Genomic DNA, 26,255 nt, shown 5'->3' with positions numbered 1-26,255 from the left:
AGCCGGAAATCCATAAATAGTGAGGAGAGGAATTATGTCATTAAGTGAACGTCAGCTCGGTATCTACCGAGCGATTTTAGAGGGGATTCAAATTGATCCCGATGCTTATCAGGGAGTCGAGATCGGCCAGACTCCGTCATCCCTCAGTACCACATCCCGCATTGAGTTCGCCGATTTTGCGACAGCCATCTTTGCTGCAATGGGCGTGTTGGTCAACCAATTAGGGCAGTTGCGTGGATTGCCGCAACAGCAAATCAGCATTGACAGACGGCATGCCTGCATGATGTTTAACAGTATCGCCTATTTTTTCCGCGCGGGTTGGCAGGTAGATATTAGTGCTGTGCATACCCCAGTTAATAACTTCTTTCGCACACGGGATAATCGATGGATCTTTTTCAACGGCGCCTATCCACATTTAAGAGCAGGCTTACTGCGCTTCCTGAATTCAACCGACGACAGGGGCGCCATCGCCAGGGCCGTCGCGCAATGGGATGCTCAAGCGCTTGAGGATGAGCTCGGATCGCTGAATCTGTGTGCTGGGATGCTACGTAGCCGCGAGGAGTGGATGGCGCATCCTCAGGGCCAGGCATTGGCTGCCGTGCCGCCGATTCAACTTGAATTTAACGGCAGGCCAACCCGGCGCCAGCTCTCAAAGGGGGCAGTGCGTCCCTTGCAAGGGGTTAAGGTGCTCGATTGCACGCACGTCATCGCGGGCCCGACTATCGGCCGCTTGCTGGCGGAGCAGGGCGCCGATGTCATTCATGTCCAATACCCCTATCACGACTCCATCTTGGGGTTCGATTTAGAAACCTCCTTTGGCAAGAAATGCGTTTATCTGGATTTCAACGACCCTCGCGATCGCCAGCGGCTCCTTGAACTGGCCGACCAGGCCGATGTTTTCATTGATGGCTTTCGTCACGGCGCGCTTGAAAAACACGGTTTCGTCGCCGAAGCGCTATGGGAACGAAATCCAGGCCTGATCGCGGTCGAAGCCAACTGTTACGGATTTAATGGGCCATGGGCTGGCCGTCGCGGTTGGGAGCAACTCGCTCAATCCGTGACAGGGCTTGCCTATCAGCACAGCGCGGGTAGGGCCGATCCTGCCTTGATACCCGCCTATTTCAGCGATTACGGCACGGGTTGCCTGGGGGCCATCGGTGTACTGGCTGCGCTTGAGCAGCAATTCACCGTAGGGCAAGGCTGCCGAGTGCGTGTTTCACTCGCGCGTACTGCGATGCTTGGCTTGGAATACGATGAAAATAGTGAGGTCGGGCAGCCAATTGGTGCAGAAGATCTTGAGCGCTATCTGGTGGATCAGGAATCGCCCCATGGCCTTCTGACACGGGTAGCGCCCGTAGCCCAAATGGATCAAACGCCGCCCTACGCGCGCTGCCCTGCAAGCTATCCGGGTACCGCTTCATTGAATGCGGCATGGGATAGTGAGCCGGAAAAAATACTGCAGGTTACGCACTCGACAACTCGAATCTTCCGTCAAGATATTGCACATTGGCGTGGGCATCAGGAACTTTGACATTTTCACCCGCAGGATAACTGCCATGCCGAAAATTGCTGTGCCCTCTTATCCGCGCGGTATTTCCTGCCCTTGAGGGGCGGATATTCACCTTCGGCGAAGGTGAATTCGGTTCATGCGACAGCCCCCTAATGAGATGTATTTCCAGGCTTTTTAAGCATATCCATTAACGAGCGGCCTGAGGATGCATGAGATGAAAAGTATTAAGCCGCTGCGCCAGATCGTCGCGTTGTCGGGCTTATTGAGGATAAACCTGGGCGCGGGCCAGCGGATCGCGCCGGTTTCTGCTGCAGGTTATCCACAGTTTTGGTGGATAACGTGTGCGTAATGCCCGCTGAAATCGGCGGAAGCTTTAAAAAAAATCACTCAGAAAATTATTATATTACGAGATAAAGCCTGCTCTGGTGCGAGGTTGAGGGTTGCACGTCTTGGCGTTTCGTTTATGATTAACTGTATGTATATACAGTAAAGTTATGATTATGATGAAGACACCTAATCTGTACGCATTTTCACCAGGCGAGCCGGTAACGCTGCCGCTGTTTGCCGAACCGGTGGCCTGCGGTTTTCCTTCCCCGGCGCAGGACTACGTCGAAAGCCGGCTGGATATCGGCAAGCTGTTGGTGCGCCACCCCAACGCCACTTACTTTGTGCGCGCCAGCGGCGATTCGATGGTCGACGGCAATATCAAAGACGGCGACCTGCTGATCGTCGACAGCGCACTGACGCCGGAGCATGGCAATATCGTCATCGCCGCCGTCGACGGAGAATTCACGGTCAAAAAACTGCAGCGCCACCCGGACCTGCGGCTGCTGCCGATGAACCCGGCCTATGCGCCGATTGTTTTCGGCGACGAAACGCAGCTGGAGATTTTCGGCGTGGTGACCTTCATTGTGTATGCCGCGGTGTAACCATGTTTGCCCTGGTGGATGTGAACAGTTTCTACGCCTCCTGCGAGACCATTTTCCGGCCGGATCTGAAAGGGCGGCCGGTGATCGTCTTGTCCAATAATGACGGCTGCGTGATTGCCCGCAGCGCCGAGGCCAAAGCGCTCGGCGTGCCGATGGGGGCGCCATTCTTCAAGATTAAGGATGAGATGCGCCGGCAGAATGTGGCGGTGTTTTCCTCCAATTATGCGCTGTACGCCGATATGTCCCGCCGGGTGATGGACACCCTGGAGGAAATGGCGCCGGCGGTGGAGATCTACTCTCTGGACGAAGCCTTTCTGCGGCTGGACGGAATAGACCGCTGCGTGGCGCTGGAGCGGTTTGGCCACCAGGTGCGCGACAGGATCCGGCAGGAGCTGCACTTGACGGTTGGCGTGGGCATCGCGCCGAGCAAGACGCTGGCGAAATTGGCCAACCACGCCGCCAAAAAATGGCGCAAAACCGGCGGGGTGGTGGATCTGTCTGAACCGGTCCGCCAGCGTAAACTGCTGGCGCTGATCCCGGTGGAAGAGGTGTGGGGAGTTGGCCGCCGGCTGACCCGCCAGCTGCAGGCGATGGGCATTCACACCGCGCTGCAGCTGGCGGACTGCGATACCCGGCTGGCGCGCAAAACCTTCAGCGTGGTGCTGGAGCGTACGGTGCGAGAACTGCGCGGCGAATCCTGTCTGCAGCTGGAGGACGAGGCGGCGGCCAGAGAGCAAATTATTTGCTCCCGCTCGTTCGGCCAGCGCCTGACGCACTACCCGCATATGCGCGAGGCGATCTGCAGCTACGCGGAACGCGCGGCGGAGAAGCTGCGCCAGGACGAGCGCTACTGCCGCAACGTGTCGGTGTTTATCAAAACCAGCCCGCATTCGGCGGGCGAAGGGTATTACAGCAATGTGGGCACCGCCCGGCTGCGTACGCCGAGCAACGACAGCCGCGACATCATCGCCATGGCGGTGCGTGCGCTGGAGAGCATCTGGCAGGAGGGGCGGCGTTACCTGAAGGGCGGCGTGATGCTGGGGGATTTCAGCGCCGGCGCCATGGCGCAGATCGACCTGTTCGACGATTGCCCGCCGCGGCGCAACAGCGGGCAGCTGATGGCCACCCTGGACAAGCTGAACCGGGAAGGGCGCGGCCGCGTCTGGTTCGCCGGCCAGGGCATCGTCAAGCCCTGGCAGATGAAGCGCGACATGCTGTCGCCGGCCTACACCACCCGGCTGGCGGACATTCCGCAGGCGCGGCTGGAGGGCGGGGCCTCAGACCACCGGCGCCACCGTCAGCAGCAGATTGGCGAAGCGGCGCTGCTCGCCGGAGGCGATCACCAGTAGCGTGCGATCCGATTTGACCGCCGCATAAAAATCCTCGCGCGGCAGGTGCTCGATGGTGCAGCCGGCAGGCAGCAATTGCCGATACTCGGCTTCGGCGCCGTTGATAAAGTCCGGCGGGCAGGCCATCAGCGCGGCGCTTTCCACGTTGATGCAGGTGAGGATTTTTTCCAGGATCAGCGGGGCCGCGAGCGTGCCGGGCGACAGGTTCAGGTAAACGCGGGCCGCATCTTTGGGCGCGTTGTTTACGCAGGCGTAGTTGCCGTCGGCGATTAACAGCTGGGATTTGTGCCCGCATTGCGCCAGCGCGCATAGCAGCTGTGGATGAATGAGATCTGATTTAATCATAACGGTTCTCTGAGCAGGCAGCCGCACGGGCCGCCTGCGGGTGGGTTACATGCGGAAAATGCCGCCGTTGATATCGATGGTGGCGCCGGAAACGAAGCCGTCGTATTCCGCGGCCAGGAAGGCAATCACGCGCGCCACATCGTCCGGCGTGCCGGCCCGGCCCAATGGAATGGCGCGAATGGTTTCCTCCGCCGACTGTTGGGTGGTGTGGCGGTTATGGAAACGCGTGCCGAGGATTAGCCCCGGGGCGACGGCGTTGACCCGAATGCCATGCTCGCCCAGCTCCGCCGCCAGCGAACGCGTCCAGGTCAGCACCGCGCCTTTGGTGGTGGAGTAAACCAGCGAGCCGGAGTGGCCGCCGGAGCGGCCGGCCAGCGAGGCCAGATTGACGATGCTGGCGCCGTCCTGCGCCGCCTTCAGGAAGGGCAGCGCGCTCTGCGTGACGTTCAGCATGGTAGTCAAATTCACATCGATCACGGTTTGCCAGAACGGGCGGTCGATCTCGCCCAGCCATTTGCGTCCCACGATGCCGCCGACGTTATTGATCAGAATATCGATGCCGCCGAGAAACTCGGCGCCGGCCAAAACGCAGCGTGCGGTTTCTTCGGTCGAGGTTAAATCGGCGTAGCTGTAGGCCGCCTTTTGCCCCCGCGTCTGGGCCAGCGCCACTAACGCCTTGGGGCCTGCCTCATCGCTATGGTAGTGGAAATAAATATCGCAGCCGGCCTGAATCAGCCGCTCGGCCGTTGCCCGGCCAATACCCTGTTCGGCTCCGGTAATGAAGACTTTTTTGCCTGCGAGGTCGCCCATGGTTTATTTCTCCGTTGTTAATGTGGTCTGAAAAAGGGTTAAGAATTGATGACGCCTTCACGCTGTTTGGCGCAGTAAAAAATGCAGGTCAGGCCGGTTGCCAGCAGGCATAAAGACAGGAAAATCAGCCCCGGCGTGCTGCTGTGGGTCAGATCGTTCAGCAATCCCACCGCATAGGGGGCGACAAAGCCGCCGATATTGCCGATGCAGCTCACCACCGCCAGCCCGGCGGCGGCGGCGGCCCCGGTCGAAATATTGGCGGGCATGGATAAAAATGACGGTACTGAGGTGTAGATGCCGACGGCGGCGATGCACAGGAAAGACAGCGAGACCCACAGGTTGTACTTAAAGAAGATCACTGCGCCCACCAGGCCGATGGCGGCGACCACCATGCTGATGCCGGCGAATACGCCGATTTTTTTGGTTTTGCTGGCCCACAGGCTCCACGGATAAACCAGCAGCGCAGCCAGGCCATAAGGAATGAGCGCCAGCAGGCTAACGTTGAAAATATTGTCGCCGGAAATCGAGGTGAGGATGGAAGGCAACCACATGCCGAAACCATAAATTCCGCACACCATGCCGAAGTTGAGCACGGCGTAGAGCAGGTATTTTTTGTTTTTAATGCCGTTGAAAAAGTCGGCCAGGGTGATTTTGGAGCCGGATTTGGAGCGGCTGGCGCTGTTCATCAGCCAGGCCTTTTCTTCGACGTCGAGATAGCCGACGTCCTTAGGCGAGTTTTTAATGATGAACGGGATCAGCAGGCCGATGATCACCGGCGGGAGGCCCTCGATGATAAACAGCAGCTGCCAGGGTTCCAGGCCGAACCAGCCGTGATCGATAGCGAGGATAAAGCCGGAAATCGGCGAGCCGACGGCATTGGACAGCGGCTGGACGATAATGAACATGCCGAGGATTTTGGTGCGGTACTTTTCCGGAAAGAAAACCGTAAAATAATAGACCACGGAAGGGAAGAAACCGGCCTCGCATACGCCCAGCATAAACCGGCAAATATACAGCTCCATCGGCGTGCGGACGAAGCCGAGCAGGGTGGCGAAAACGCCCCAGGAGATTAGAATTCTGGCGAACCAGATGCGTGGCCCGAATTTTATGGTGCCCGCATTGCTGGGTATTTCAAACATGAAATAACCGATGAAAAATATGCCGGAGGCGAACCCGAAGGCCGAGGCGGTAAGCCCCAGGCTGCTTTCCAGCGCCATCGCGGCATAGGCCATGTTGTTTCGGTCAAGAAAGGCCAGGAAATACAATAGAATCATCAAGGGGACAATATGCAGCGTCAGTTTCCTGATGGCGCTGCGCTCAATTTCCTGCGGCGTTCTTTTTTGCATGATCGTTTTTCCAATGAAGAGACCGGAATAATAGAATCTCTGGCTCACCGCGATGAGCTGAGCAATTAATTAAGCGTCTAATAAGGATGTGTCTGATGTATTAATTACTGCCGTGCAGAAATAGCATTGGCGTTCATATTTATTTCCTCTGGTTTTGGCTAATACCGGCCCGGACCATGAGGGATCGCTCATCGTCGAAACGGGTTCGTTTTATACCGCGCTGTTTAAATGGCGCTAGCCGGTTTTGTTTCTGACCGACTGCCGGCTGATAAAGGACGGCGGAAAGAGAAACTCGCCGGGCGGCAGCGCATGGTTATTGATGCGGCTGACCAGGCGCTCAACCATCAGCTGCGCCATTTCCGCCAGCGGCGGCATTACCGACGTCAGGCCGGGGTCGGCCAGGCCGGACAATGAAATATTGTCGATGCCGACGATGGAAACCTCTGCCGGCACGCGCACGCCGGCGGCGCGCAAACCCGCCATCAACCCGATGCCCAGCGCGTCGTTAATCGCCACAATGCCGTCCGGCCGCGGCTGCAGGGCGAGTATTTTTGCCGCCAGGGTCAACCCCAGCTCGAACATTTCACTGTCGCCATATTCGCTGCGGGCTTTGCCTTCGATAACCCGCTGGCGCAGCGGCAAACGGTGATGGCGCAGCGCCGCCAGAAAACCCTCTATCTTGTGGTTGCGGCTCATGGTCAGGGTCGCTTCGGTCGCAAAAACGACGTCTTGGCAACCGCGCTCAATCAAATGCTGCGCGGCCAGGCGGCCGGCCTCCGCGTTGTCCATCGATACGCTATCGAATAGCCGGGTATCTTCAGCCATGCTGTCCGAGAAGCGGTTATCGTAGCTGACTATCATCATTCCCCGCTCGGCGGCCCGGACGAAATGCGTTTTGCGGATATCGCTCGCCGCCACGATAATGCCGCGTACGCCATGCGCGAACATATCTTCGATAAACGCGGACTCTTCGTCTTCCCGCCGGTAAGAGTTGCCGAGCAGCACCCGATAACGATAGGCGCGGGCGGATGAATCGACCGCGTGCGCCAGCGCCGAAAAGCTGGGGTTAATTATCGACGGCACCAGCAGGCCAATGATTTTCGCCTGTTCGTTATCGCGCGGCGTCGCGGGCCTGAACGGCCGATAATCCAGCGCCTCCATCGCCCGCTCGATCCGCAGCCGGGTTTCTTCGCTCATTTGGCCGGTGCGGTTATTCAGAACATTTGAGACGCTGCTGATGGATACGCCGGCCAGCCGGGCGACATCACGAATATTTGCCATTGTGTCGATACCCTTGCCCATTGCCGCTGCCGGTAGTCAGCAATCTATAAGGGAACCAGGGCGCAAGCAAGCTGCAACGGGCGGGGAGCGACGGCCGGATATCGCTTTTGTGAAAATAGTCATGCGCTGGCGGATATGTTTACTAAACAGCGGAGGGGGGCGGTGGGCATGACCGAGATCTGCGAGGCAACTCTCGTTTATAGTCCTTCGGGGCGGCGGGTTCTGTACTATTGTTTTCTCTTTGCAGCACGCTCCAGGCCGTTTCCGGCGCTGGGCACCGCGGAGATAACAGATGAACAAACGGGAATTAGAAAGCGCGATTGTCACCGATTTTTCCAAGCGTATGAGCTACGGCGACTACCTGTGCCTGGACCAACTGCTGGACTGCCAACATCCTCTCTCCAACCCGCAGCATCACGACGAGATGCTGTTTGTGGTGCAGCATCAAACCTCCGAGCTGTGGATGAAGCTGATGCTGCACGAGCTGCAGGCGGCGCGGCAGCTGGTGCAGCAGGACAAGCTCAGCCACTGCTTCAAGATCCTCGCCCGGGTCAAGCAGATCCAGCGGTTGCTGTTCGAACAGTGGGCGGTGCTGGAAACGCTGACGCCGTCGGAGTATGTGGAGTTCCGCGATGTGCTGGGCAACTCTTCCGGCTTCCAGTCCCATCAGTACCGTTCCATCGAATTTTTACTCGGCAACAAGAACGCCGCCATGCTGGCGGTGTTCAGCAACGACGCGGAGAAGCACGCCGCGCTTAAGGCGATCCTTGAAGCTCCCAGCCTGTACGATGAATATTTGCTGTATCTGGCGCGCCACGGCCTGCCTATCCCGCAGGAGTGCATCGAGCGCGACTGGACACAGCCTTATCAGCGCAACCCGAACCTGCTGCCGGCGTTCAAGGCGATTTACGACAACCCGCAGAAGTATTGGGAAGCCTATGAAATGGCGGAGAAGCTGGTGGACATTGAAGAGAGTTTCCACCTGTGGCGTTTCCGCCATATGAAAACGGTAGAGCGGATTATCGGCTTTAAAACGGGCACCGGGGGTTCCAGCGGCGTCAGCTTCCTGAAAAAGGCGCTGGAGCTGACCTTTTTCCCGGAGCTGATGGACGTGCGCACCGAAATTGGCGCTTAGCGGCCGGCCGGGAACGGAACCTTAAACAGCAAGGGGAAGGGCGATGAGCATCAGGATTGTCGATAAGGCGGCGGAGAAAGTGGTGGGAGTGCGGGTGGTGGGGCCGTATCCGCAGACCATCCCGCAGGGCTGCCAACGGTTGATGGCCTGGCAGCGGCAGCATGGCGTGCCGCTCGGCAAGTGGTTAGTGCTGTACTGGGACGATCCGGCCGAGGTAGCGCCAGAGCGGCTGCGCGCCGACGTGGTGTTTACCGTGGCGGACGACTTCAGCCTGCCGACGGGCAGCGAAGGCTTCAGCGTGCAGAGCTTGCCCGCCGGGCAATATGCGGTTTACAACGTGCGCGTCAGCGACGGGGATTTCGAACGGGTATGGGGGGATTTCTACCAGAAAGCGCTGCCGGCCAGCGGCTACCAGCCGGTAGAAGGCGTGAGCTACGAGCACTATCTTAACGACTGTGAAGCCGACGGCTACTATGACCTGGATATTTATCAGACGGTGAAGAAGTGGTGAGGCGATGTTGAGGAGCAAACGGGCCGCCTTGGCCCGTTGAGGAAGCCGATTCCAGGTTAAACGTGACCTTACTAAGGCAGTCTGGGTTTCTTTCCGCAAAACTAAAGGTAATCGTCTTGCCGTGTTCATCTGGCGGAGTAGTCAGGCTGGTCACTTCATCCAGCGAATGGCCACGAGGAAAGTCACTGAATGTCAGGTTTGGGTAGCGCTTTTTGACCGTGTTTAGCTCGATGCAATGACCGGAAAGATCCATGGAGAGTAAAACTATCTTATTGCCTGATGATTTTTGGGTTCTAAATGTCACTTGGGTGACTTTTACATCTGGGCTGATAGAGAATCCGGAAGATCTAAAAAATTTAACGTATTCATTTTCATCATAATTATCTAACGGCTGCGGGATGAGGGTGTCTAACTTTGGATGGGGAAGGGAAAGTTGGCGATTCAGTTTTTCGATAAGTCTCCATAAATTTATACTTTCTACACACACCTCTTGAGCGGAGCATAAACCTGAAGTAAGCAGCGTCGTGGTAATGATGCTACTTTTAATGATATTTTTTATCATGCTGCTTGCTGTGGTTGTTTTATTTTCTATATCCACGCGTTGGTGGATGGTTTCACTCTTCATCTGAGTCGAGAACGACCTGGCTTAAACATTGCCGTTCTTTCGCCGTGAATCCAAATGAAATATGTTGACCGTATTGGTTGTTCTCTGTTGTGTAATAGGTCTTTTCTTCAGGTGATTTACCCCGAGGATAATCCGTGAGCTGCAGATTACTATAGCGTTTCTTGATATCGTCGAGGGTAATGCAGTCACCGCTGACTTCAAATGAGAGAAATGCAGAGGCCATTTTCTCACCCTTGCTTACTCTAAGATCTAAATGTGATACTTTTATCTTTTCAGTTAAAATCACATCCTCGCCAGAATAAAATGTCGTGTATTCATTTTCTGACTGTATGGTGACGGGAGGGACGAGTTTCTTTATGCTACTTGTCGTTAGTGTTCTGGTTTTTTTCTGCATATCATCGATGAAATGCCATAATTCTGTATTTTTCACGGGTGTTCCTGCCGCAGAGTGAGAAGAGAGAGTAAGGAGGCTTAATAACAGAGTGAGGATCTTAGTTGGCATGTTATTTATTATATCATCTTCATAAAAATAAGAGGTTGATGATAAGCAAGGCCGAATTAATGAGGGGGAACGCCCCAGCCCTGTGATTGTCACTCCCGTTCTGTTCAGGAATCGTGGGCAGAGGAGAGAGGCTAAATTGCCCTGAGTTATCGAAATTCTAACCTCGATAACGGTGTGGTACATATACCCATCATACTTGAAGCTGTCTATTTATTGACTACGTTTATGTGCCCGGTCACATAGTTATCTATGCTCCCGGGTGCTTACAAACTTGTCGCCGCGACGCAACTCCAATTATGTGGGGGATATAGGTCAAGTCCCCCCTTATCGTCTTGAAATTACTCGGTGGCAGTGGTGATGGCTATTTTCCCCACGTTCCTTTTTGATTCATTAATATCTTGCCATTCTTTATAACTGTCAGTGTGTTATCAATTTTACTGAGCATGTAAGTTGTTGATGAATTTTTAAATTCATAACTAATTATTGGGCACGGTGCTGTATTGCAATCAGTCCGTGTCACTTTGCCCTGTAAAGTTAAAGCTGCGCCATCTTTTTTACGCTCTCCATAGTAAGTTGCATCATTACAGTCTCCTTTGCTGGTGCAAGTCGTCGTGAGCTTGATAGAGAATGACTGTGTATCAAAATATTCTTTTTCTGTCCTCACTTTTTTTCTTTCGTTGACTGTGGCGAATTGCATGTTTTTGAAGCGTTCAGCCCAATGCTGGATGTCATTATTTATGGGGGCATCTTTATCAGAAGACTTGTAATTTATGACATCAGAGTCAGGTACAACCCAGGCAGCATAAATTTTTCCATCGGGATTGATGACCAGGGCAGAGGCATTTTCCAGGTAAAGATCCTTCAGCCAGCCTTCAACAAATAACCCACCGCCTGGGATTGAATGAGGTTCACCGAATACATCAAAGTTGCTGATGTACTTTTCATAGTCTTGACCCAGTATGCTTTTAAGATTGTCAGTGACTGCTTTATCGTTAACAAGCCCGCTTACTGTGTTGATTTTGTTATATTGTAACAAGTCTGTCGCTGATGTGGATTCAATGGAGCAAAGCAAAGAAGCAGCAAACAATGTTGGTAATAAGATTTTTTTGAACATAAATCACTCGTTTGATAATTTTAAAAATTCTTCTGCTTCCCGGGCATACCGTTTTTGAAGGCCATTACCATAACGTACCCACCAGTTGTACTGTTTACCACCCTGCGTCGTGATGGTATCTCCATATATTGCTCTATCGTATTCTATCCGGGCTTTAAGTAAATTATCCTGGAAGTTTTCCGATGACATGCTTTCAATTTTGGATATTGCCTCTGGTGTTAAGGTATCGGCCTTAACTATTCGTCCGGACTCCATGGAGTTCAGGATCGCTTGTGTGCCAGATGAGCCACGCATATGCGCCAATGAGGTTATTGCCCCTTGTTTTCCAGGATCGGAAAAGTTCAGTGCACCTGCAGATTTCGCTGATGCGCTCATTGCTTTAGATACTTCCTCAAACTCTTCAGCGCTGCCTTGGCCATATTGGTTACGAGCAGCAAGGATTTTGTCATAGGCATTGCCATTTCCTTTTCTGAATCCGTATAACTCACGCCGTCCACCTTGTTCTCCAGCACTCCCTTCAGAGGCCATGACCGACTCGACAACCCGATTATCAATCCTCCCGGGTTTTGTTATCGATTGGGTATTTTGCGTGATAGATGCCACCGCCGCTCGGGGAGCGGCGTTAACCGGCTTTCCCGGCGTACCACTCGCCTACTTGGTTGGGAACAGCCGATCGACCGCGCTCTGAATGGCCGCCTGGTGGCCCGAACCCGGCGCAGCGGTGCGCGCGGCGCCGCCCGGCGGGTTGAGATCCAGCTGGCCGCCGGTGTTGACCTCGCCATCCTCTTTCACCGTGATGTTAAAGCTGGTGCCGGTGATGTTGATTTGGCCGTTGGCCAACAATTCAATCACGCTTTCGCCACACTCCAGCCGCAGCGATTCGCCGGAACCGAGGGTGAAGGCCTCCACCACGTTGTCGGCGCGCGTTTTGCCGGTCAGCGCCGAGGCGTCGCCTTTCACGCCGGTGGCCTGGTTGAGCACCACCCGTTTGATCTGGTTGCCGCCCACCAGGTGCGTGTGGTCGTTATCGATGGAGTGGCTCTCATCGTTCTTCACCTGGGTGTCCATATTGCGTTCCGCCTGGATCCACACCTGCTCGGCGCCGGCTTTGTCCTCGAAGCGCAGGGCGTTGGCGTTGTCCGCGGTGCCGTCCTTGGAACGGCTCATAAAGCCCATCTGGGTGGCGGCGGCCGGCAGCGCCCATGGCGGCATGCTGGCGTCGTTATACACCCGGCCGGTAACGATGGGGCGGTCCGGATCGCCGTTGATAAAGTCCACCACCACTTCGTCGTTGACGCGCGGGATCTGCACCCCGCCGTAGCCCTGGCCGGCCCAGGCGCTGGAGACGCGCACCCAGCAGGAGCTGCCGTCGTCCTTCGGCCCGAAACGGTCCCAGTGGAACTTCACCTTGATGCGGCCGTATTTGTCGGTCCAGATTGATTCCCCGGCCGGGCCGACCACCCGGGCGGTTTGCGGGCCGTGGGTCTTCGGCCACGGGGCTTGCTGCGCCGGGTGCCAGGGAATATCCGCCGGCAGCACGGTGAAGTCGATGCGGTGCTCGCTGCTCTGGGCGTCGCCGCTGGCGTAGCGGTTCTCTTTCAGCCGGTATTTGGCCTGCAGCGTCAGGTATTCGCGGTTGTCGTCGGCATGCGGCGCGTTATACAGCGTGAAGGTGCTGCCGGGAGCGATCCCCAGCGCGGTGGCGGTGCCTTTAATCTGCTGGTGTTCGGCCTGCCAGGCTTCCTGGCGGATGCGGGCGTAGAACTCCCCCTGCTGATGCTCGGTGTAACGGCCCGGCCAGTCATAAACGTCGATCTGGCCCGGCGTCGGTGAAACCGGGTTCTGGCGCGCCTGGAACAGCCAGGCGTTGGGTTTGCGGAAGTCGTAGTCGTCAAGGCTGTAGATCCCCGGCGTAACGCGATCGGACAGCGTCCACTGGCTGATGCCTTCTTCGCTGGTGCTGCCGCCGGACGGGGTCAGATGATAAGGGATTATTTCGTAACCGGGATAAGGCTGGTGGTGATGGGGCGCATCGCCCAACACCAGGGTGTGCTTGCCCATCTCATGTTTGAAATAGTAATAGATGCCCTCCAGCTCCATCAGCCGGCTGATGAAGTTGAAGCTGCTCTCGTTGTACTGCACGCAGTAGCCCCACAGGCGATAGTCGCCGGTCAGCCGATCTTCGATTTGTACATGGTGTTCGCTCAGCAGGGTCTTGACTATCTGCGGCACCGTCTGTTCCTGGAAGATACGGAAGTTGCGGTCCTTGGTCATCGGCCACAGGTCCGGCTGTACCTGCAGCTTGTACACCGCATAGCGGGTGCCGCCGATCTCTTCGCTGCTGACGGCGATCGCGGTGACCTTGCCGTTCAGGCAGCGGGGGGCGCTGAGAAAGCCCTGGGTCGGGATCTCCAGCGTCAGCGGTTGGCCGAGCAGCGCCTTGCGGTCCAGGCGAGCATCTTTGCTCAGCAGTTCGATATCGAAGTTAAACAGAGCGGAAAGCGCTTCGGTCCCTTCCAGTGAATAAAACAGCAATTGCTCTTGGCCCAATGGCGTATGCGCAATAATGCGGTTCAGCATGAGAACGTCCTCTGTGAATGACGTGGCGCCCTTGGGATGGGGCATTTACGCGTCAGTCTCATGAAATAGGGTAAGGGCCCGCTGCGGCGGGCCAGGGGGCGCCGGGATCAGCCGGCGGTGGCCGGGTTGACCAGCCAGGTGCCGGCGTTGTCGATGTCGAGCTGTTGGCGGCGCAGCCGGTCGTTGTGGCGAAGTTCCAGCTGATAGCTGCCCGGCGCCAGGTTGAGGCTGGCGAAGCCGTTTTCGCCCGGCGTGACCTGTTGCGGCTTGCCGTCCAGGCTGACCTGCTCGCCGGGCTGCAGTTTGAAATACACCAGCGCTACCGGCTGCGGCGCCGGTGCGGCTTTGGCCGGTTCCACCGCTTGCGGCACGGGTTGCTGGGGTTGCAGGGTTTTTTCCGCCGGTGGGGTATCGGCGGTTTTGGCCACCGCCGGGGCCTCGTCGCCACCGCCGAGCCAGGCGATGGCACCTATCGCCAGCAGCGCGGCGGCGCCTGCGCCGAGCATCATCGGCCGCGTGAGCTTCATGCCGCGTGCGGTCACGGTGCCGGCTGCGGCTGCGCCGGCCGCCGGATTGGTGGCCACCAGCAGGTTTTCCGGCGCGGCGGCCGGGGTGCTGATGATTTCGTTTTCATCGGCGATCGGCAGGTGCAGCAGTTCGGCCATTTCGTCGATGGTCTGCGGCCGATCTTCCGGCTTCAGCGCCAGCGCCTGGTCGATGGTACGCAACAGTTCCGGCGAATATCCCGCCGGGCGGCGCTCGCTCAGCGGCTGATAGCTGTCTTCGATGCTGCGCACCACGCTGACCGGCGGCGGGGTGCCGACGATCAACGTATGCAGCACGGCGCCCAGCGCGTAGATGTCGGTCCACGGCCCCTGTTCGCCGTCGCTGTTTTCGGTGTACTGCTCAATCGGCGCGAAGCCCGGCTTCAGCATGATTTCCGTTTCGTCGGACAGGTTGCCTATCTCTTTGCGCGCCGAACCGAAGTCCAGCAGCACCGGCAGCTGATTTTCCTGGATCTGAATGTTATCCAGCGAGATGTCGCGGTGCAGATACCCTTCCTGATGGATGGTGTTAATGGCGCTGAACAGCGGCGGCAACAGCCGGCGGATCCAGGCCTCGTCGATTTTTTCCGGCTGCTGCGCCTGCAGGTTTTTCAGCGTGGTGCCGCTGTAGAACTGGGTGCCCATATAGGCGGTGCCGTTCTCTTCCCAGAAGCGCAGCACGTGCAGCAGCCCCGGGTGTGAGAAGCGCGCCAGCAGCCGCGCCTCCTGAATGAAACTGTTCAGCCCGGCCTGGAAGGTTTTGCTGAAGCGTTCGCCGCGCAGCCCGATGCTGAGATCGTCATTGCGCATCGCCAGCGAGGTCGGCATGTATTCCTTGATGGCGATGGTGCGCTCGAGCTGATGATCGTAGGCGCGGTAGACGATGCCGAAACCGCCTTCGCCGATAGCTTCCTCGATCTCGAACTCATTGAATCGATAGCCGTTCGGCAGGCTGTTTGAATTCGGTTTTTTTACCCCGGTTTCCGACATAATGATCACTCTCTGCGTTCAAATGGCCGCCATATCGGCGGCCGCGGCGTTATGCCTGAAATTGACAAATAAACTCGTTCTGCTGCAGCGCGATATGCAGTTGGCGATAGCGCTGGTCGTTGGCGCTGCCGGTCAGCAGGGTGTGGCTGATCTGCGGCAGCAGCGTGTTGGTCAGGATGGCGTCGACCATGCGGCCGCCGGATTCCACCTCGGTGCAGCGGCTGACGATCTGCTCGATCACCGCGTCGTCGAAGGTGCAGGCAATATCGTGGTTCTCCGCCAGGCGGCGCTGCACGCGGCCCAGCTGCAGGCGCACGATGTTGCCCAGCGTGGCGTCGGTCAGCGGGTAATAAGGCACGACCAGCAGACGGCCGAGCAGCGCCGCCGGGAATACCGACAGCAGCGGTTCGCGCAGGGCGCCGCTCAGCGCCTCCGGTTCCGGCATCAGATCCGGATCGCTGCACAACCCGGCAATCAGATCGGTGCCGACGTTGGAGGTGAGAATGATGATGGTGTTGCGAAAATCGATATGGCGGCCTTCGCCGTCCTCCATCCAGCCTTTGTCGAACACCTGGAAGAAGATCTCGTGCACGTCCGGATGCGCCTTCTCGATCTCGTCCAGCAGCACTACGCTGTACGGCCGGCGGCGCACCGCTTCGGTCAACACGCCGCCTTCGCCGTAGCCGACGTAGCCAGGGGGCGCGCCTTTCAGCGTCGAGACGGTGTGCGATTCCTGGAATTCGCTCATGTTGATGGTAATGACGTTCTGCTCGCCGCCGTACAGCGTTTCCGCCAGCGCCAGCGCGGTTTCGGTTTTACCCACGCCGGAAGGCCCGGCCAGCAGGAACACCCCGACCGGTTTGTTCGGATCGTCCAGGCGCGCGCGCGCGGTGCGCACCCGGCGGGCGATCAGATCCAGCGCATGCCGCTGGCCGATGACCCGCTGATTCAGCGTATCCGACAGCTGCAGCACCGCCTCGATTTCGTTTTTCACCATGCGGCCCAGCGGGATGCCGGTCCAGTCGGAGACCACCGCCGCCACGATGTTGGCGTCGACCGCGGCGAAAATCAGCGGCGCTTCACCCTGCAGGGCATTCAGCCGCTGCTGCAGTTCACTCAGCTGCGTGCGCAGCTCATCGGCGGAAGGGGCGGGCTGTAATTCGGTTTCGTCGTCGGCCGGCTCGGCTTCCTGCCGGTGCAGCTGAGCGCGCAGATCGATAATCTGCCGGATCAGGGCCAGCTCTTCCTGCCAGCGGGCGGTGAGCTGTTCCAGCTCCTGCTGCAGCGCGGCCAGCTGGGTTTCGATTTCCTGCGGGCGCTGTGGATTGCCGATGCCGACCTTGGCTTCGCGCCGGGCGATCTCCAGCTCGATCTGCAGGGCGTCGATGCGGTGGCGGCAGTCTTCCACCTGCGCAGGCTCCGCATGCTGGCTGACCGCCACGCGCGCGCAGGCGGTATCCAACAGCGCCACCGCTTTGTCCGGCAGTTGGCGCGCCGGAATATAGCGATGCGACAGGCGCACCGCGGCGTCGACCGCTTCGTCCAGCAGCAGTATGCGGTGGTGCTGTTCCAGCGGGCTGACGGTGCTGCGCAGCATCAGCAGCGCCTTGTCCTCGCTCGGCTCATGCACCTGAACCACCTGGAAGCGGCGGGTCAGCGCCGGATCTTTCTCAATGTATTTTTTGTATTCTGACCAGGTGGTGGCGCCGACGGTGCGCAGCTGGCCGCGCGCCAGCGCCGGCTTCAGCAGGTTGGCGGCGTCGCCGGTGCCCTGCGCGCCACCGGCGCCGATCAGCGTATGGATTTCGTCGATAAACAAAATGATCGGCGTCGGGCTGGACTGCACTTCGTCGATCACCGTTTGCAGGCGTTTTTCAAACTCGCCTTTGACCCCGGCGCCGGCCTGCAGCATGCCGATATCCAGCAGATACAGCTGCACGTCGCGCAGCTGCGGCGGCACGTCACCGGCCACGATGCGCAGCGCCAGGCCCTCTACCACCGCGGTTTTGCCGACCCCGGCTTCGCCGGTCAGCAGCGGATTATTTTGGCGGCGACGCATCAGGATATCGACAATTTGCCGGATCTCTTCGTCACGCCCGGCGACCGGGTCAATCTCGCCGTTGCGCGCCTTGGCGGTCAGATCCTGAGCATACTGCGCCAGCACGCTGCCGCCGGCGCGCGGCGCGCCCGGCTCGCCTTCGGCGCCGTTTTCCGCCGTCGGCTCCAGTGCGTTCTCCGCAGACTGGGCGGTAATGGCGGCAAACTGGTCCATCAGCAGATCGGCGTTGACGCGATCGAACTGGGCGGAGATGGCCTTCAGCAGATGGCGCAGGCTGTAGGTTTTGAGAATGGCGAGCAGCAGATGGCCGCCGCGGATGCGGGCGGCGCCGAATTTCAGCGAACCATACACCCAGGCGCGTTCCACCGCGCTGTCGATGTGCTCGGAGAGATCGGAAATCGCGCTGGCGCCGCGCGGCAGACGGTCGAGCGCCTCGACGATATCGCGTGCCAGCTGCGCTTCGTCCAGCGCGAAGTGGCGGATCACCTGTTGCAGATCGCCGTCCGGCGATTGTATCAGCTGATGCAGCCAGTGGGCCAGCTCAACGTAGGGGTTCCCGCGCAGCTTGCAAAACGCCGTCGCACTTTCCAGAGAGGTGAATAACAGGCTATCCAGTTTGCCGAATAATACCGAGCGGCTGATTTCAGACATGGTTTTCCTCAGGTCTCAGAGTGGCGGAGCGCTAGCGGCTCCGGCCAGAATAAAGGTCAAAACGGCTTTTCCAGCGGTTCGGGGCTGAAGGTCAGATCGTCGAGCGCGCGCAGGCGGCGGGCGTCGGCCAGCCAGCTGCTCAACCCCAGGCGTTGAGCGCCGCCGAGTTGCGTGCCCTGCAACTGATCCTTTTCCAGAATCAGCCGCAGTTCCCAGACAAATTCGATGCCCAGATATTGGCGCACCCAGTCGCGCAACTGCCGGCACAGCTCGGCGCCGGGCAGGAAACGCGTATAGTCGTGCAGCGACATCGGCCCCAGCTCGATGCGAAACTTGTGCTGGATATCGCGCACCGCAATGCCGAGGAACGAAGATTCGCCGAGGCGTGGCACACCGCGGCCGGCCTTGAGTCGCGCCTGTTCGCGTTTTTCCACCCGCAGCCAGTGCGGCACGTTTTCCACTATGCGCACCGGCACCTTGAAGTACTGCTGCAAGATTTTGCTCAGGCCTTCCGGATCGCGGCTGTGGCGGATCAGATGACCGGCCATAAAATGTTTAGCGTGGGCGTTGATGCTGTCGCGTTCCCGCTGTGCCGGCTGCCCGATGCCGATCAGGCTGGAAAGGTAGTCGTCAAAACGCCGGTTGTCCGGGCGATCCAGAGAAACCGTCGGCTGCGCATCGGCCCAGGCGCGGTAAAACAGCAGCGTCAGCCGGTGATGGAACAGGTTGGCGAAGGCCAGCAGGGTGGTGTCCTGGTGGTGGTAAACCCGTTCGCGCACGTATTCGGTCAGGTGCAGCGGCAGTGGCCCGTTGGGGCCGAACAGGCCGAAGCTGAAAATAGAGACGTCGTGCAGCGGGCTTTGCGGCCTTGGGCTGACCTGCGCCAGCGTCGAGGGGGCGAACGACAGCGAAGGCTCTTGCCCCAGCCGCAGCATTTCGTGGCGCGGCAGCGGGGCGCGCCCCAGCAGATAAGGCTGGCCGCCCTGAGCGTCGAGGCGGCGCAGCAGTTGAAACAGGTCGTGCTTATAGGGCGCCTGGCTCAGCCGCAGCCAGAAATCTTCCGGCAGACGGTGCAGCGCGGTGATCCTCGGCGGCGCCAGCGCCGTTTCGCTGATGTCTGCACTCATATCAGCGTCCTTTTGCCCATGCGCGCCTGCCAGTGGGCGATCTCGCCGCGCTGCTGGCTGGAAAGCGTCACTTCGGTAAAGGTGTTCATCGCCACCAGCCGGGAAAACAGCCGTTCCAGCACGCTGCCGAGCAGGTAAGGGCTGCTGCCGGAGAACGCCTGCTCATCGACGGTCAGATCGATGGCGATGCCGCGGGCAAATACGATAGGCCCGGGCTCCGGCACCCGGCGATAGACCGGGCGCAGATTGCAGTGGCGCACGCCCTGGATCTGCTTGGCCACCGCCGGCTCGCTCAGATTGCCGTACAGCCCGAGCAGCTGGCGCAGGCTGGCGGCGCCCTGTTGCGGATCGCCGTCCATCATGCTGAGGTAGTTGAGCTGCAGCTGGCTGATCAACCGCCAGGTGATCATCCCCTCGGCCAGCGCCGGGCGCGGCGGCGTGGGGCCCTTTTTCAGCGTCACCTGTTTGATCGGGATCGAATCCGGCATCACGAAATTGCCCTGATCCTGCTGCAACAGCATCAGCGGCAGGTCACGGCTGGTGCACAGCACGTCGGCCGTCAGGTATTTCAGATCGCTGTGCCACGGCGACTGGCGTTCGTCCACCAGCGAAACGAACACCTCTGAGCCGACATAGCCGGTGCGGGTGCCGTAGCGGCGGGCGTGTTCGGACAGCGTGCGCTGTTCGCGGCGCAGCGAGAAATAGGCGCCGTAGTTGCCGTCGTCGGCGCTTAGGGTGCTGTAGAACGGCCGGAATTCCTGTTCGTAGCGTTTTTCGCTGGCGCTGCCGCCGAGCCGCTGCACCGAGAATACCTCGTAATCCAGCGGCCGAATGTTGTCGACCACCAGGTGATATTCATGGCTTTTTTCACTGACCTTGATGCGTTCGGCGACCTTGGGGAACAGGTTGATCACCGGCGTGCAGTGCAGCGCCAAATGGGCGACGTCGATCACGCGCTCCAGCGCCGCATCCTGCCGATCCAGCAGCACCAGGATCTCGAACTGACGCAGCGCCTTTTTGCCTTCGCGTACGCTCTGCAGCAACGGTTTTATGCCGCTGACGCTAAAGAACTGAAAGCGTGCCGGAAAGGCGAAATATTCCTGCAGCAGGCGATAGCCTTCGAAATTGCGCAGATCGTTGGGCAGCAGCGCCTGATCGGCGGCGAAGCCTTCCTGCCGCAGCCCGTCCAGCGCCAGCACGCGCCGTTGCGGCTGCGCTTCCACCGTTTGGCAAACCATCCCGACGCTGTGCTGCATCAGCAACTCCAGCAACTGTTGCGCCTGCAGGTCCGGGCCGGCGAGGTAGAACATCAGCTGGTCCAGCTGCAGGTTGTTGAGCGTCACGCTCTCGTAGCATTCCAGACGGATGCGCAGCGCGCTGACGCAGCCGCTGTGTTGCAGGCCCAGGCTGGCCAGCGGGATATCCGCCGGAATGCCGCTCAGCTCGACGCTTTTCAGCCGCACCGGCTGCAGGGTGACGTCGTGCGCGGTGGTGTAGCTGCAGGTGATGCCGCTCTTTTTCAGCGTCTGGCTGTCCATCATGGTGCCGCGCGGCACCACAAAGCCGCTGCTGATGTCGCCTTTGCTGCTGTCCGGCTGCAGTTCGGCGATCGCCATCGACGGCGTCGGCGACAGGTAGTTAGGGTAGATAATTTCCAGCAGGCGCTGGGAGAAACGCGGAAACTCCGCGTCCATCTTCAGCTGCACGCGCGAGGTAAGGAAGGCGAACCCCTCCATCAGCCGCTCGATGTAGGGATCCGCCACGTCGATGCCGCGCATGCCGAGGCGGCCCGCCACCTTCGGATATTGCTCGGCGAACTCTGCGCCCATCTCGCGCAGATAGGCCAACTCGCGGTTGTAATACTCTAAAAGTTTTCCGTCCATCGCCTTACCCTATGTCTTTCAGATCGAAGTGGCCGTTTTCCAGATCCACGTCGGTACGGAACAGAAACTCCAGCGGATAGGGCACGCACCACAGGCGGCCCTTGATTTCGATCGACAACACGTTGTGCAGCTCCAGCGAGCCGGTGTCAGAGATGCAGCGCACCTGCAGCCCTTCGGGCAGAATGCGCGGTTCAAAATTGAGAATGGATTCGGTCAGGGCGCGCTGGATGTCCAGCCACTCGATGTCCGACATGCGTTTGCCGGCCAGCGAGGCGATGCCGTAGTTCAGCGTCGAGCGCCGCACCTGCGGGAAGTCGCCCAGATCGAGATTGGATTCGCTGTTGACGCAGTTGAACAGCCACTGCAGATCGCGCAGCACCCGGCGGCGCAGCTCGCTGTGCGACACCAGGTTGCGCAGCTGGGCTTCCTGATTTTTTTGCGGCTCGTCGTCGGTCAGCATGTCGAGCAGCACCGGCTGCATTTTGTCGCGCGACGTCAGGCGCTCGCTGTCCTGGCGGAAGCGATAGCCCTGACGGCGCAGATCGCCGTCATCATGATGGGTGAGTCGCTTGTTGCTCATCGTCAGGCACCCGCGCCAAAGCTCAGTTGGCGCAGGCTGTGCAGCGGAAACTCATCGCTCTCGCTCAGCCAGGTTTTCAGCCCCAGGCCGGCGTAGTGCGGGCCGTCGCCCAGCGGCAGCCATGCTGTGCGTTGGCCGAGCAGCAGGGCGTCGTCGCTGTTTTCCGCCAGCGGGTAGCGGGCGGGCAGTTGGCAGACCTGCTCACGGCCGTCGCGCAGCCGCACCAGCGCATGGCTCCACACCAGATCGATGGCGCTTTGCGGCGCCTGGAACTGAATTTCGGCGATATCGGCGAACGGCAGCCAGTAATAGGCGCCGTTCAGCGCCAGTTCGCACACCGGGCCAAGGCGGCCGTCGCCGTCGGTCAGCCACTCGAAGGCCAGGCTCTGTTCCTGCTCACCCTGCGCCAACGTCAGCTGCCCGGCGCTGGCTGGGGCGGCCTCAAGCGCGCTGTCGCGCAGCGCCTGCGCCTGCCCGGTTTCGCCTTGCGCATCCAGGCGCAACGCCTGAAGCATCTGCTGCAGCCAGGGCTGGTTTTGCTGCAGCAGCGCCGGCGTGGCGTTGCCGGCAAATACCGCCTGTCGCTGCAGTTCAGCGTTGACCGACTGCATCAGCAGCAGGGTGGTCGGTTGGGCGATAGGCTTCAGCGCCTGCCAGGACTTCAGCTGCGCGTTGGCGCGCTGCCAGTTGCCGCTCAGGCACAGCAGTTGCACCAAGGTAGCGCGCAGATCGGCATCCGCCGGCCGCGCTTTGATTTCATTTTCCACTGCGCCGACAGCGGCGCTGATCGAGCCGCCTTGCAACATGCTTGCTAATGATTTCACAGGCCTTTCCTTATAATCAGTGAGTGGCGCCGTTAACCGCCAGGTAGCTGCCGCTGGCGGGATCGGCCCGATCGGCGGCCAACTTTTCCACCAGTTTGAAGGTCAGCGGTGCCGAGGCGCCCAGCAGCGGCTGCCAGGCGGTCTGCGCCTGCTGCACGCGCTGTTTAACTTTGTCGGCATCGGCGGCGTCCACGCGCGGCATTTCGACGATCACTACGCCGCTGAACGACCAGGCGTGCAATTGCGGCTCGAACGGCAACAGCAGGAAGCTGCCCGGCGCCTGCGGGTTGGCGCCCAGCACCAGCCGTTGGGCATTGGCGCTGGCCACCTTCAGCGGGCGATCGCCGACGCTGAGGTTCATCAGCGGATAACCCTGATGGAACCACAGCGCCGGCGTTGCGGTTTGGCCATTTTGCTGCAGCTGGGCGCTGCTGCTGCCGTTCAACCAGCCGTCGTCGCCGCAGCGCAGCGCCGCGCCACTCGGGATAAACAGCGCGCTGCCATTAGCTTCGCCGTTCCAATAGGTGCGGAAATGGCAGCCCTGCGGCAGGTCGAAACGCTGGGCCGGCGCAGGATCGGCCAGCGGCGAGGTGACGTCCACGGCGGCGGGGATTACCGGCTGCGGCGGCTCGATGGGGTCGACGGCAGCCTGCTTGTGCCCCGGTTTCCAGCCGTGCGCCTTGCCGGCTTCGCCGGAGGCCAGCTTTTCGCCGCGCTTGTCGGTCAGCGTCCAGGGCAGTTGGCTGGCCTTGGCGCATTGCTTCTCCAACAGGTTGCCGACGCGCGGCAAAAAGTCGTTCAGCACGGCGGGATCTTTGCTCTGCGCCGAGACGATGCGCAGCGGAATGGTTTTGCCGCACCAGCTTTCCGGCTGGCTGTTTTTGACGCCGTCGATAAACACTTCCAGCTTCTGGCTGGGGGAGTACACCAGACGATAATTCGCCGCCTGGGCGGCCGGTATCGCCATCAGGGCGACAAGCCCTGGCATCCAGTATTTCATAGGTAACCTTGCTGTGAATTTACGCCTGACTCAGTCGCGGGACAGAAACCGCTCCGCATCCGCCAGCGAATGCAGCAGGGTGGTTTCCTGCGGTGAGCCGATCCAGACGGCGATAGCGCTGTAGTTATCGCTGTTATTGTTTTTCTTCCATGCCTGCTGCATCAGGGCGATCCACTCGCTGGGGGAGTTGACCATATGCAGCGATTGCTCCAGTTCTGCCTGGGTAAAGCTGTGCCAGAAACCGTCGGTGCACAGCAGGAAAACGTCGCCGTCTTCCAACTGCAGCACGTCGCTGTAGCTGGCGTCGCGTTCTTCGTTCAGGCCCAGCGCGAAATACAGCAGGTTGCTGTTGATGCCGCTGGTTTGATAACCGGCGTCCTGCATTTGCTGGATCAGACTGTGGTCGGTGGTGACGGCATAGAGGTAGCCGCGGCGGAACAGATACAGGCGGCTGTCGCCGGCGTGCGCCCAGTAGGCCAGCTGATAGTCGCGGTCGATAAACAGGCTGACCAGCGTGGTGCCCATCTTGCTGTATTCCTCCGACTGCCGTTGCTGCTGATGGATAGCCGCATTGGCGCTCGAAATGTGCTGACGAATGCTCTGCGCATTCATGTGCTTTTCGCCATCGAAGTTTTGCAGGATGGTGTCGCGCGCCAGCCGGGCGGCGATGTCGCCGCCGGGAAAGCCGGCTATGCCGTCGCACACCACGAAACAGGCGGCGCGGTTGCCGATCACTTCGCCGGTCTGATCCTGATTGGAGTCGCGGCCGCCCTGATTGGAGGTAGAAGCTATAGTGATATTCATTACGCGTCCGGTTTGGTCTGTGAGTCTTTATATTGATTCACTTCAACGTCATAGGCGTGCAGGAAGGCTTCGCCGAACAGGGTGTGGAAGTCGTCTTCGATTTCTCCGGAGGTCTGCTGGTAGCTTTTCACGAAATAATCCCACAATGCCGCCTTGCGATTGGCAGGCAGCGCCAGACGCGGCGCCGCGCCTTCCTTGCGCGCTTCCTCTTCGAGACGCTCCGGATTGAACGACTGCAGCATGGCGGCGATGATGGCGCGGATGCCGGCGATCATCCCCAACTGGTGCGCCTGCAGGTCGATCAGCGCATCGCGCACCGCCTGTTCCGGCGGCATAAAGCCCGGCATCTGGCTGCCGAACATCTGCATCAATACCGTTTTGCCGGAGGGCAGCAGCTTGAACGGGTTGTTGGCCTCGTCGAGGATCATGGTCATCTCCGCCTTCACGCCGCGTTTGAGAATTGAGCGCGAGGAGAGCAGGGCGACGGTGCCCTGAGAGAACAGGCTCAGCAGCCGGCCGGCCTGGCGGATCTGCTGTTCATCGAAATGCGGCTGCGGCTGCAGGTCATCCAGGCCAATGCCCTGCAGCAATGCCGCCAGCAGCGGGCCCTCCAGCCGATTGCCGTTCGCCGCGGCGCCGTTTTGCGGCCGGGCGGCCTGATAAGCGACCGGATCGATGCCCAGGCGGTTGCCCGGGCGCGGACGCGGCTGCTGTACCGCCGGTTCCTGGCGCTGGAACTGCGGCGCCGGTTCCGGTTTTGCCGCCGGGAGCGGCGGGGCGACAGGCGGCGGCTGCGGCGCCTCTGGTGTGGTGGCCATCTGCGGCGGCATTGGCGGTTGAGCCGGGGGCTCCGCTTCCGGCTGCGCCAGCGGCACTGCACCCCCCATCAGCAGGCCCAAAGGATCGTTGCCGTTCAGGGCGTCGGGCGAGGCCGGCGCGGAAGAGCCGCCAAACAGCGCCAGCGGATCCAGCTCCTGCTCTTGCTTCTCCGCCATAGCGGGCGACGCCTTCACCGGCTCGGGCTGCCGCGTCGCCGCCGGGCGCCGTTCGGCCAACAGGGCGCTGGGGGTGGTGTCGGCCAGAATAGGGTCGCGGTCGAACGTGGTGTCGGTATTGAACAGCGCGGCCGGATCGGTTTCCTGCCGCTGCAGCTGGTGCAGGTCGACGTTGCCCGCCAGCTGCGCCAGCGGATCCGCCGGGTTCAGTTCGGGTTGCGGGGTTTCCAGCAGCGGATGGTTATCATGAGTCACGGCCGGGGCCGGGGCGGCGGCAGCGGGGGCGTTTGGCGTAAACTCCTCCACCAGGCTGTCCCAGATCTCATTGGGAATTGGCCCGGCGGATTTTTCTTTGGCTGGGGGCGCCGGCGTTGGGGCTGGCGCAGCCTCAGCGGCTCTGGCCGCCTGGGCCGGCGGTGCGGCGTGCTGTTGCAGCGCGCTGACCTGAATTTGATAGTCGTCGATACCCAGCATGTCGCCGTCCTGCAGCTCTACCTGGCGGCCGCGCTCCAGCGGAATATCGTTAAGCAGCACCCGGGTCACGTTGCCGCGGTTGGTCACCCGGCATTCGCCGTCAGCGGAAATATGCACGATTGCCTGCAGGCGCGAGATGGCGCGCTCTTCGTCCGGCAATACCAGATTGTTGTCTACGCTGCGGCCGATGGTGCCGCCCGGCGGCAGGAAATCGCAGCTGCTCTGCGGTGGAACCTGGCCATTTTTGTTTTTTACAATAGAAAATCGCATAAGGCATTCCTGCTGA

At 59.7% G+C, this 26,255-nt stretch carries 24 protein-coding genes; 6 read left to right on the top strand and 18 right to left on the bottom strand.

Annotation, left to right across the window (positions count from 1 at the left end):
- The first annotated feature begins 34 nt into the window (after positions 1-34).
- The 4 genes from KHA73_RS14905 (at position 35) to umuC (ending at position 3,788) form a co-directional block, all read left to right on the top strand.
- Positions 35-1,531: a CoA transferase gene (locus KHA73_RS14905; protein WP_234585134.1), complete on the top strand. Its 1,497-nt coding sequence runs from the start codon at positions 35-37 to the stop codon at positions 1,529-1,531.
- A gap of 193 nt (positions 1,532-1,724) precedes the next feature.
- A complete protein-coding gene (locus KHA73_RS24565) occupies positions 1,725-1,859 on the top strand; it encodes a hypothetical protein (protein ID WP_261081020.1) in 135 nt (44 codons plus the stop codon).
- A gap of 154 nt (positions 1,860-2,013) precedes the next feature.
- Positions 2,014-2,439 carry a translesion error-prone DNA polymerase V autoproteolytic subunit gene (umuD, locus tag KHA73_RS14900; RefSeq protein ID WP_261112038.1) on the top strand — a complete coding sequence of 142 codons (426 nt, stop codon included), beginning with the start codon at positions 2,014-2,016 and terminating at the stop codon, positions 2,437-2,439.
- A gap of 2 nt (positions 2,440-2,441) precedes the next feature.
- Complete coding sequence (umuC, locus tag KHA73_RS14895) at positions 2,442-3,788, top strand: translesion error-prone DNA polymerase V subunit UmuC (RefSeq protein WP_234585132.1); 1,347 nt, start codon at positions 2,442-2,444, stop codon at positions 3,786-3,788.
- Here umuC and KHA73_RS14890 read toward each other — a convergent pair.
- The 4 genes from KHA73_RS14890 to KHA73_RS14875 form a co-directional block, all read right to left on the bottom strand.
- Positions 3,717-4,133, bottom strand: coding sequence for an RbsD/FucU family protein (locus KHA73_RS14890; protein WP_234585131.1), 417 nt, complete (start codon positions 4,131-4,133; stop codon positions 3,717-3,719). The two genes, umuC and KHA73_RS14890, sit on opposite strands and share 72 nt — an antisense overlap.
- 45 nt (positions 4,134-4,178) lie before the next feature.
- Positions 4,179-4,943, bottom strand: a complete 765-nt coding sequence (locus KHA73_RS14885) for an SDR family NAD(P)-dependent oxidoreductase (protein WP_234585130.1) — start codon at positions 4,941-4,943, stop codon at positions 4,179-4,181.
- 38 nt (positions 4,944-4,981) lie between these two features.
- Positions 4,982-6,289 carry an MFS transporter gene (locus KHA73_RS14880; RefSeq protein ID WP_234585129.1) on the bottom strand — a complete coding sequence of 436 codons (1,308 nt, stop codon included), beginning with the start codon at positions 6,287-6,289 and terminating at the stop codon, positions 4,982-4,984.
- A gap of 234 nt (positions 6,290-6,523) precedes the next feature.
- A complete protein-coding gene (locus KHA73_RS14875; protein WP_234585128.1) occupies positions 6,524-7,570 on the bottom strand; it encodes a LacI family DNA-binding transcriptional regulator in 1,047 nt (348 codons plus the stop codon).
- Positions 7,571-7,862: 292 nt separating this feature from the next.
- Between KHA73_RS14875 and kynA the strand changes: the two genes are divergently transcribed.
- Together kynA and sbmC are read left to right on the top strand one after the other, a co-directional pair.
- Positions 7,863-8,705, top strand: coding sequence for a tryptophan 2,3-dioxygenase (kynA, locus tag KHA73_RS14870; protein WP_234585127.1), 843 nt, complete (start codon positions 7,863-7,865; stop codon positions 8,703-8,705).
- A 43-nt stretch (positions 8,706-8,748) separates the two neighbouring features.
- The gene (gene sbmC, locus KHA73_RS14865) at positions 8,749-9,216 is read left to right on the top strand and encodes a DNA gyrase inhibitor SbmC (protein WP_234585126.1); all 468 of its coding nucleotides are present in this window, start codon (positions 8,749-8,751) and stop codon (positions 9,214-9,216) included.
- On the opposite strand, the gene KHA73_RS14860 is transcribed toward sbmC, so the two are convergent.
- The 14 genes from KHA73_RS14860 to tagH all read right to left on the bottom strand — a co-directional run bounded on the left by KHA73_RS14860 (position 9,152) and on the right by tagH (position 26,239).
- Positions 9,152-9,841 (bottom strand): hypothetical protein, encoded by a 690-nt coding sequence (locus KHA73_RS14860; RefSeq protein WP_234585125.1) that lies wholly within the window; start codon positions 9,839-9,841, stop codon positions 9,152-9,154. The genes sbmC and KHA73_RS14860 overlap by 65 nt on opposite strands.
- Entirely contained in the window at positions 9,831-10,271 is a 441-nt protein-coding gene (locus KHA73_RS14855) for a hypothetical protein (protein ID WP_234585124.1), read from the bottom strand. The genes KHA73_RS14860 and KHA73_RS14855 overlap by 11 nt, the downstream gene beginning before the upstream one ends.
- Positions 10,272-10,704: 433 nt before the next feature.
- Positions 10,705-11,457 (bottom strand): hypothetical protein, encoded by a 753-nt coding sequence (locus KHA73_RS14850; RefSeq protein ID WP_234585123.1) that lies wholly within the window; start codon positions 11,455-11,457, stop codon positions 10,705-10,707.
- Positions 11,458-11,460: 3 nt separating this feature from the next.
- A complete protein-coding gene (locus KHA73_RS14845; RefSeq protein ID WP_234585122.1) occupies positions 11,461-11,985 on the bottom strand; it encodes a hypothetical protein in 525 nt (174 codons plus the stop codon).
- Between the two features lie 123 nt (positions 11,986-12,108).
- Positions 12,109-14,037 carry a type VI secretion system Vgr family protein gene (locus KHA73_RS14840; protein ID WP_234585121.1) on the bottom strand — a complete coding sequence of 643 codons (1,929 nt, stop codon included), beginning with the start codon at positions 14,035-14,037 and terminating at the stop codon, positions 12,109-12,111.
- Between the two features lie 107 nt (positions 14,038-14,144).
- The gene (locus KHA73_RS14835) at positions 14,145-15,572 is read right to left on the bottom strand and encodes a serine/threonine protein kinase (protein WP_234585120.1); all 1,428 of its coding nucleotides are present in this window, start codon (positions 15,570-15,572) and stop codon (positions 14,145-14,147) included.
- Between the two features lie 49 nt (positions 15,573-15,621).
- Positions 15,622-18,282, bottom strand: a complete 2,661-nt coding sequence (tssH, locus tag KHA73_RS14830) for a type VI secretion system ATPase TssH (RefSeq protein WP_234585119.1) — start codon at positions 18,280-18,282, stop codon at positions 15,622-15,624.
- A 56-nt stretch (positions 18,283-18,338) separates the two neighbouring features.
- Positions 18,339-19,409 carry a type VI secretion system baseplate subunit TssG gene (gene tssG, locus KHA73_RS14825; RefSeq protein ID WP_234585118.1) on the bottom strand — a complete coding sequence of 357 codons (1,071 nt, stop codon included), beginning with the start codon at positions 19,407-19,409 and terminating at the stop codon, positions 18,339-18,341.
- The gene (gene tssF / locus KHA73_RS14820; protein WP_234585117.1) at positions 19,406-21,292 is read right to left on the bottom strand and encodes a type VI secretion system baseplate subunit TssF; all 1,887 of its coding nucleotides are present in this window, start codon (positions 21,290-21,292) and stop codon (positions 19,406-19,408) included. Before tssF ends, tssG begins: the two co-directional genes overlap by 4 nt.
- Positions 21,293-21,296: 4 nt before the next feature.
- Complete coding sequence (locus KHA73_RS14815; protein ID WP_234585115.1) at positions 21,297-21,872, bottom strand: type VI secretion system baseplate subunit TssE; 576 nt, start codon at positions 21,870-21,872, stop codon at positions 21,297-21,299.
- 2 nt (positions 21,873-21,874) lie between these two features.
- Positions 21,875-22,696, bottom strand: a complete 822-nt coding sequence (locus tag KHA73_RS14810) for a type VI secretion system accessory protein TagJ (protein WP_314725571.1) — start codon at positions 22,694-22,696, stop codon at positions 21,875-21,877.
- 16 nt (positions 22,697-22,712) lie between these two features.
- Positions 22,713-23,696 carry a type VI secretion system-associated protein gene (locus tag KHA73_RS14805; protein WP_234585114.1) on the bottom strand — a complete coding sequence of 328 codons (984 nt, stop codon included), beginning with the start codon at positions 23,694-23,696 and terminating at the stop codon, positions 22,713-22,715.
- Positions 23,697-23,726: 30 nt separating this feature from the next.
- The gene (locus KHA73_RS14800; protein ID WP_234585113.1) at positions 23,727-24,500 is read right to left on the bottom strand and encodes a PP2C family protein-serine/threonine phosphatase; all 774 of its coding nucleotides are present in this window, start codon (positions 24,498-24,500) and stop codon (positions 23,727-23,729) included.
- Positions 24,500-26,239 (bottom strand): type VI secretion system-associated FHA domain protein TagH, encoded by a 1,740-nt coding sequence (gene tagH / locus KHA73_RS14795; protein WP_234585112.1) that lies wholly within the window; start codon positions 26,237-26,239, stop codon positions 24,500-24,502. The genes KHA73_RS14800 and tagH overlap by 1 nt, the downstream gene beginning before the upstream one ends.
- Between the last annotated feature and the right edge of the window lie 16 nt (positions 26,240-26,255).

Origin of the sequence: Serratia entomophila (genome assembly GCF_021462285.1) — a bacterium.
In the GTDB taxonomy this organism is placed as follows: domain Bacteria; phylum Pseudomonadota; class Gammaproteobacteria; order Enterobacterales; family Enterobacteriaceae; genus Serratia; species Serratia entomophila.
The sequence above is the reverse complement of the archived record's forward strand: the minus strand, read 5'-3'. Positions and strand labels throughout refer to the sequence as shown.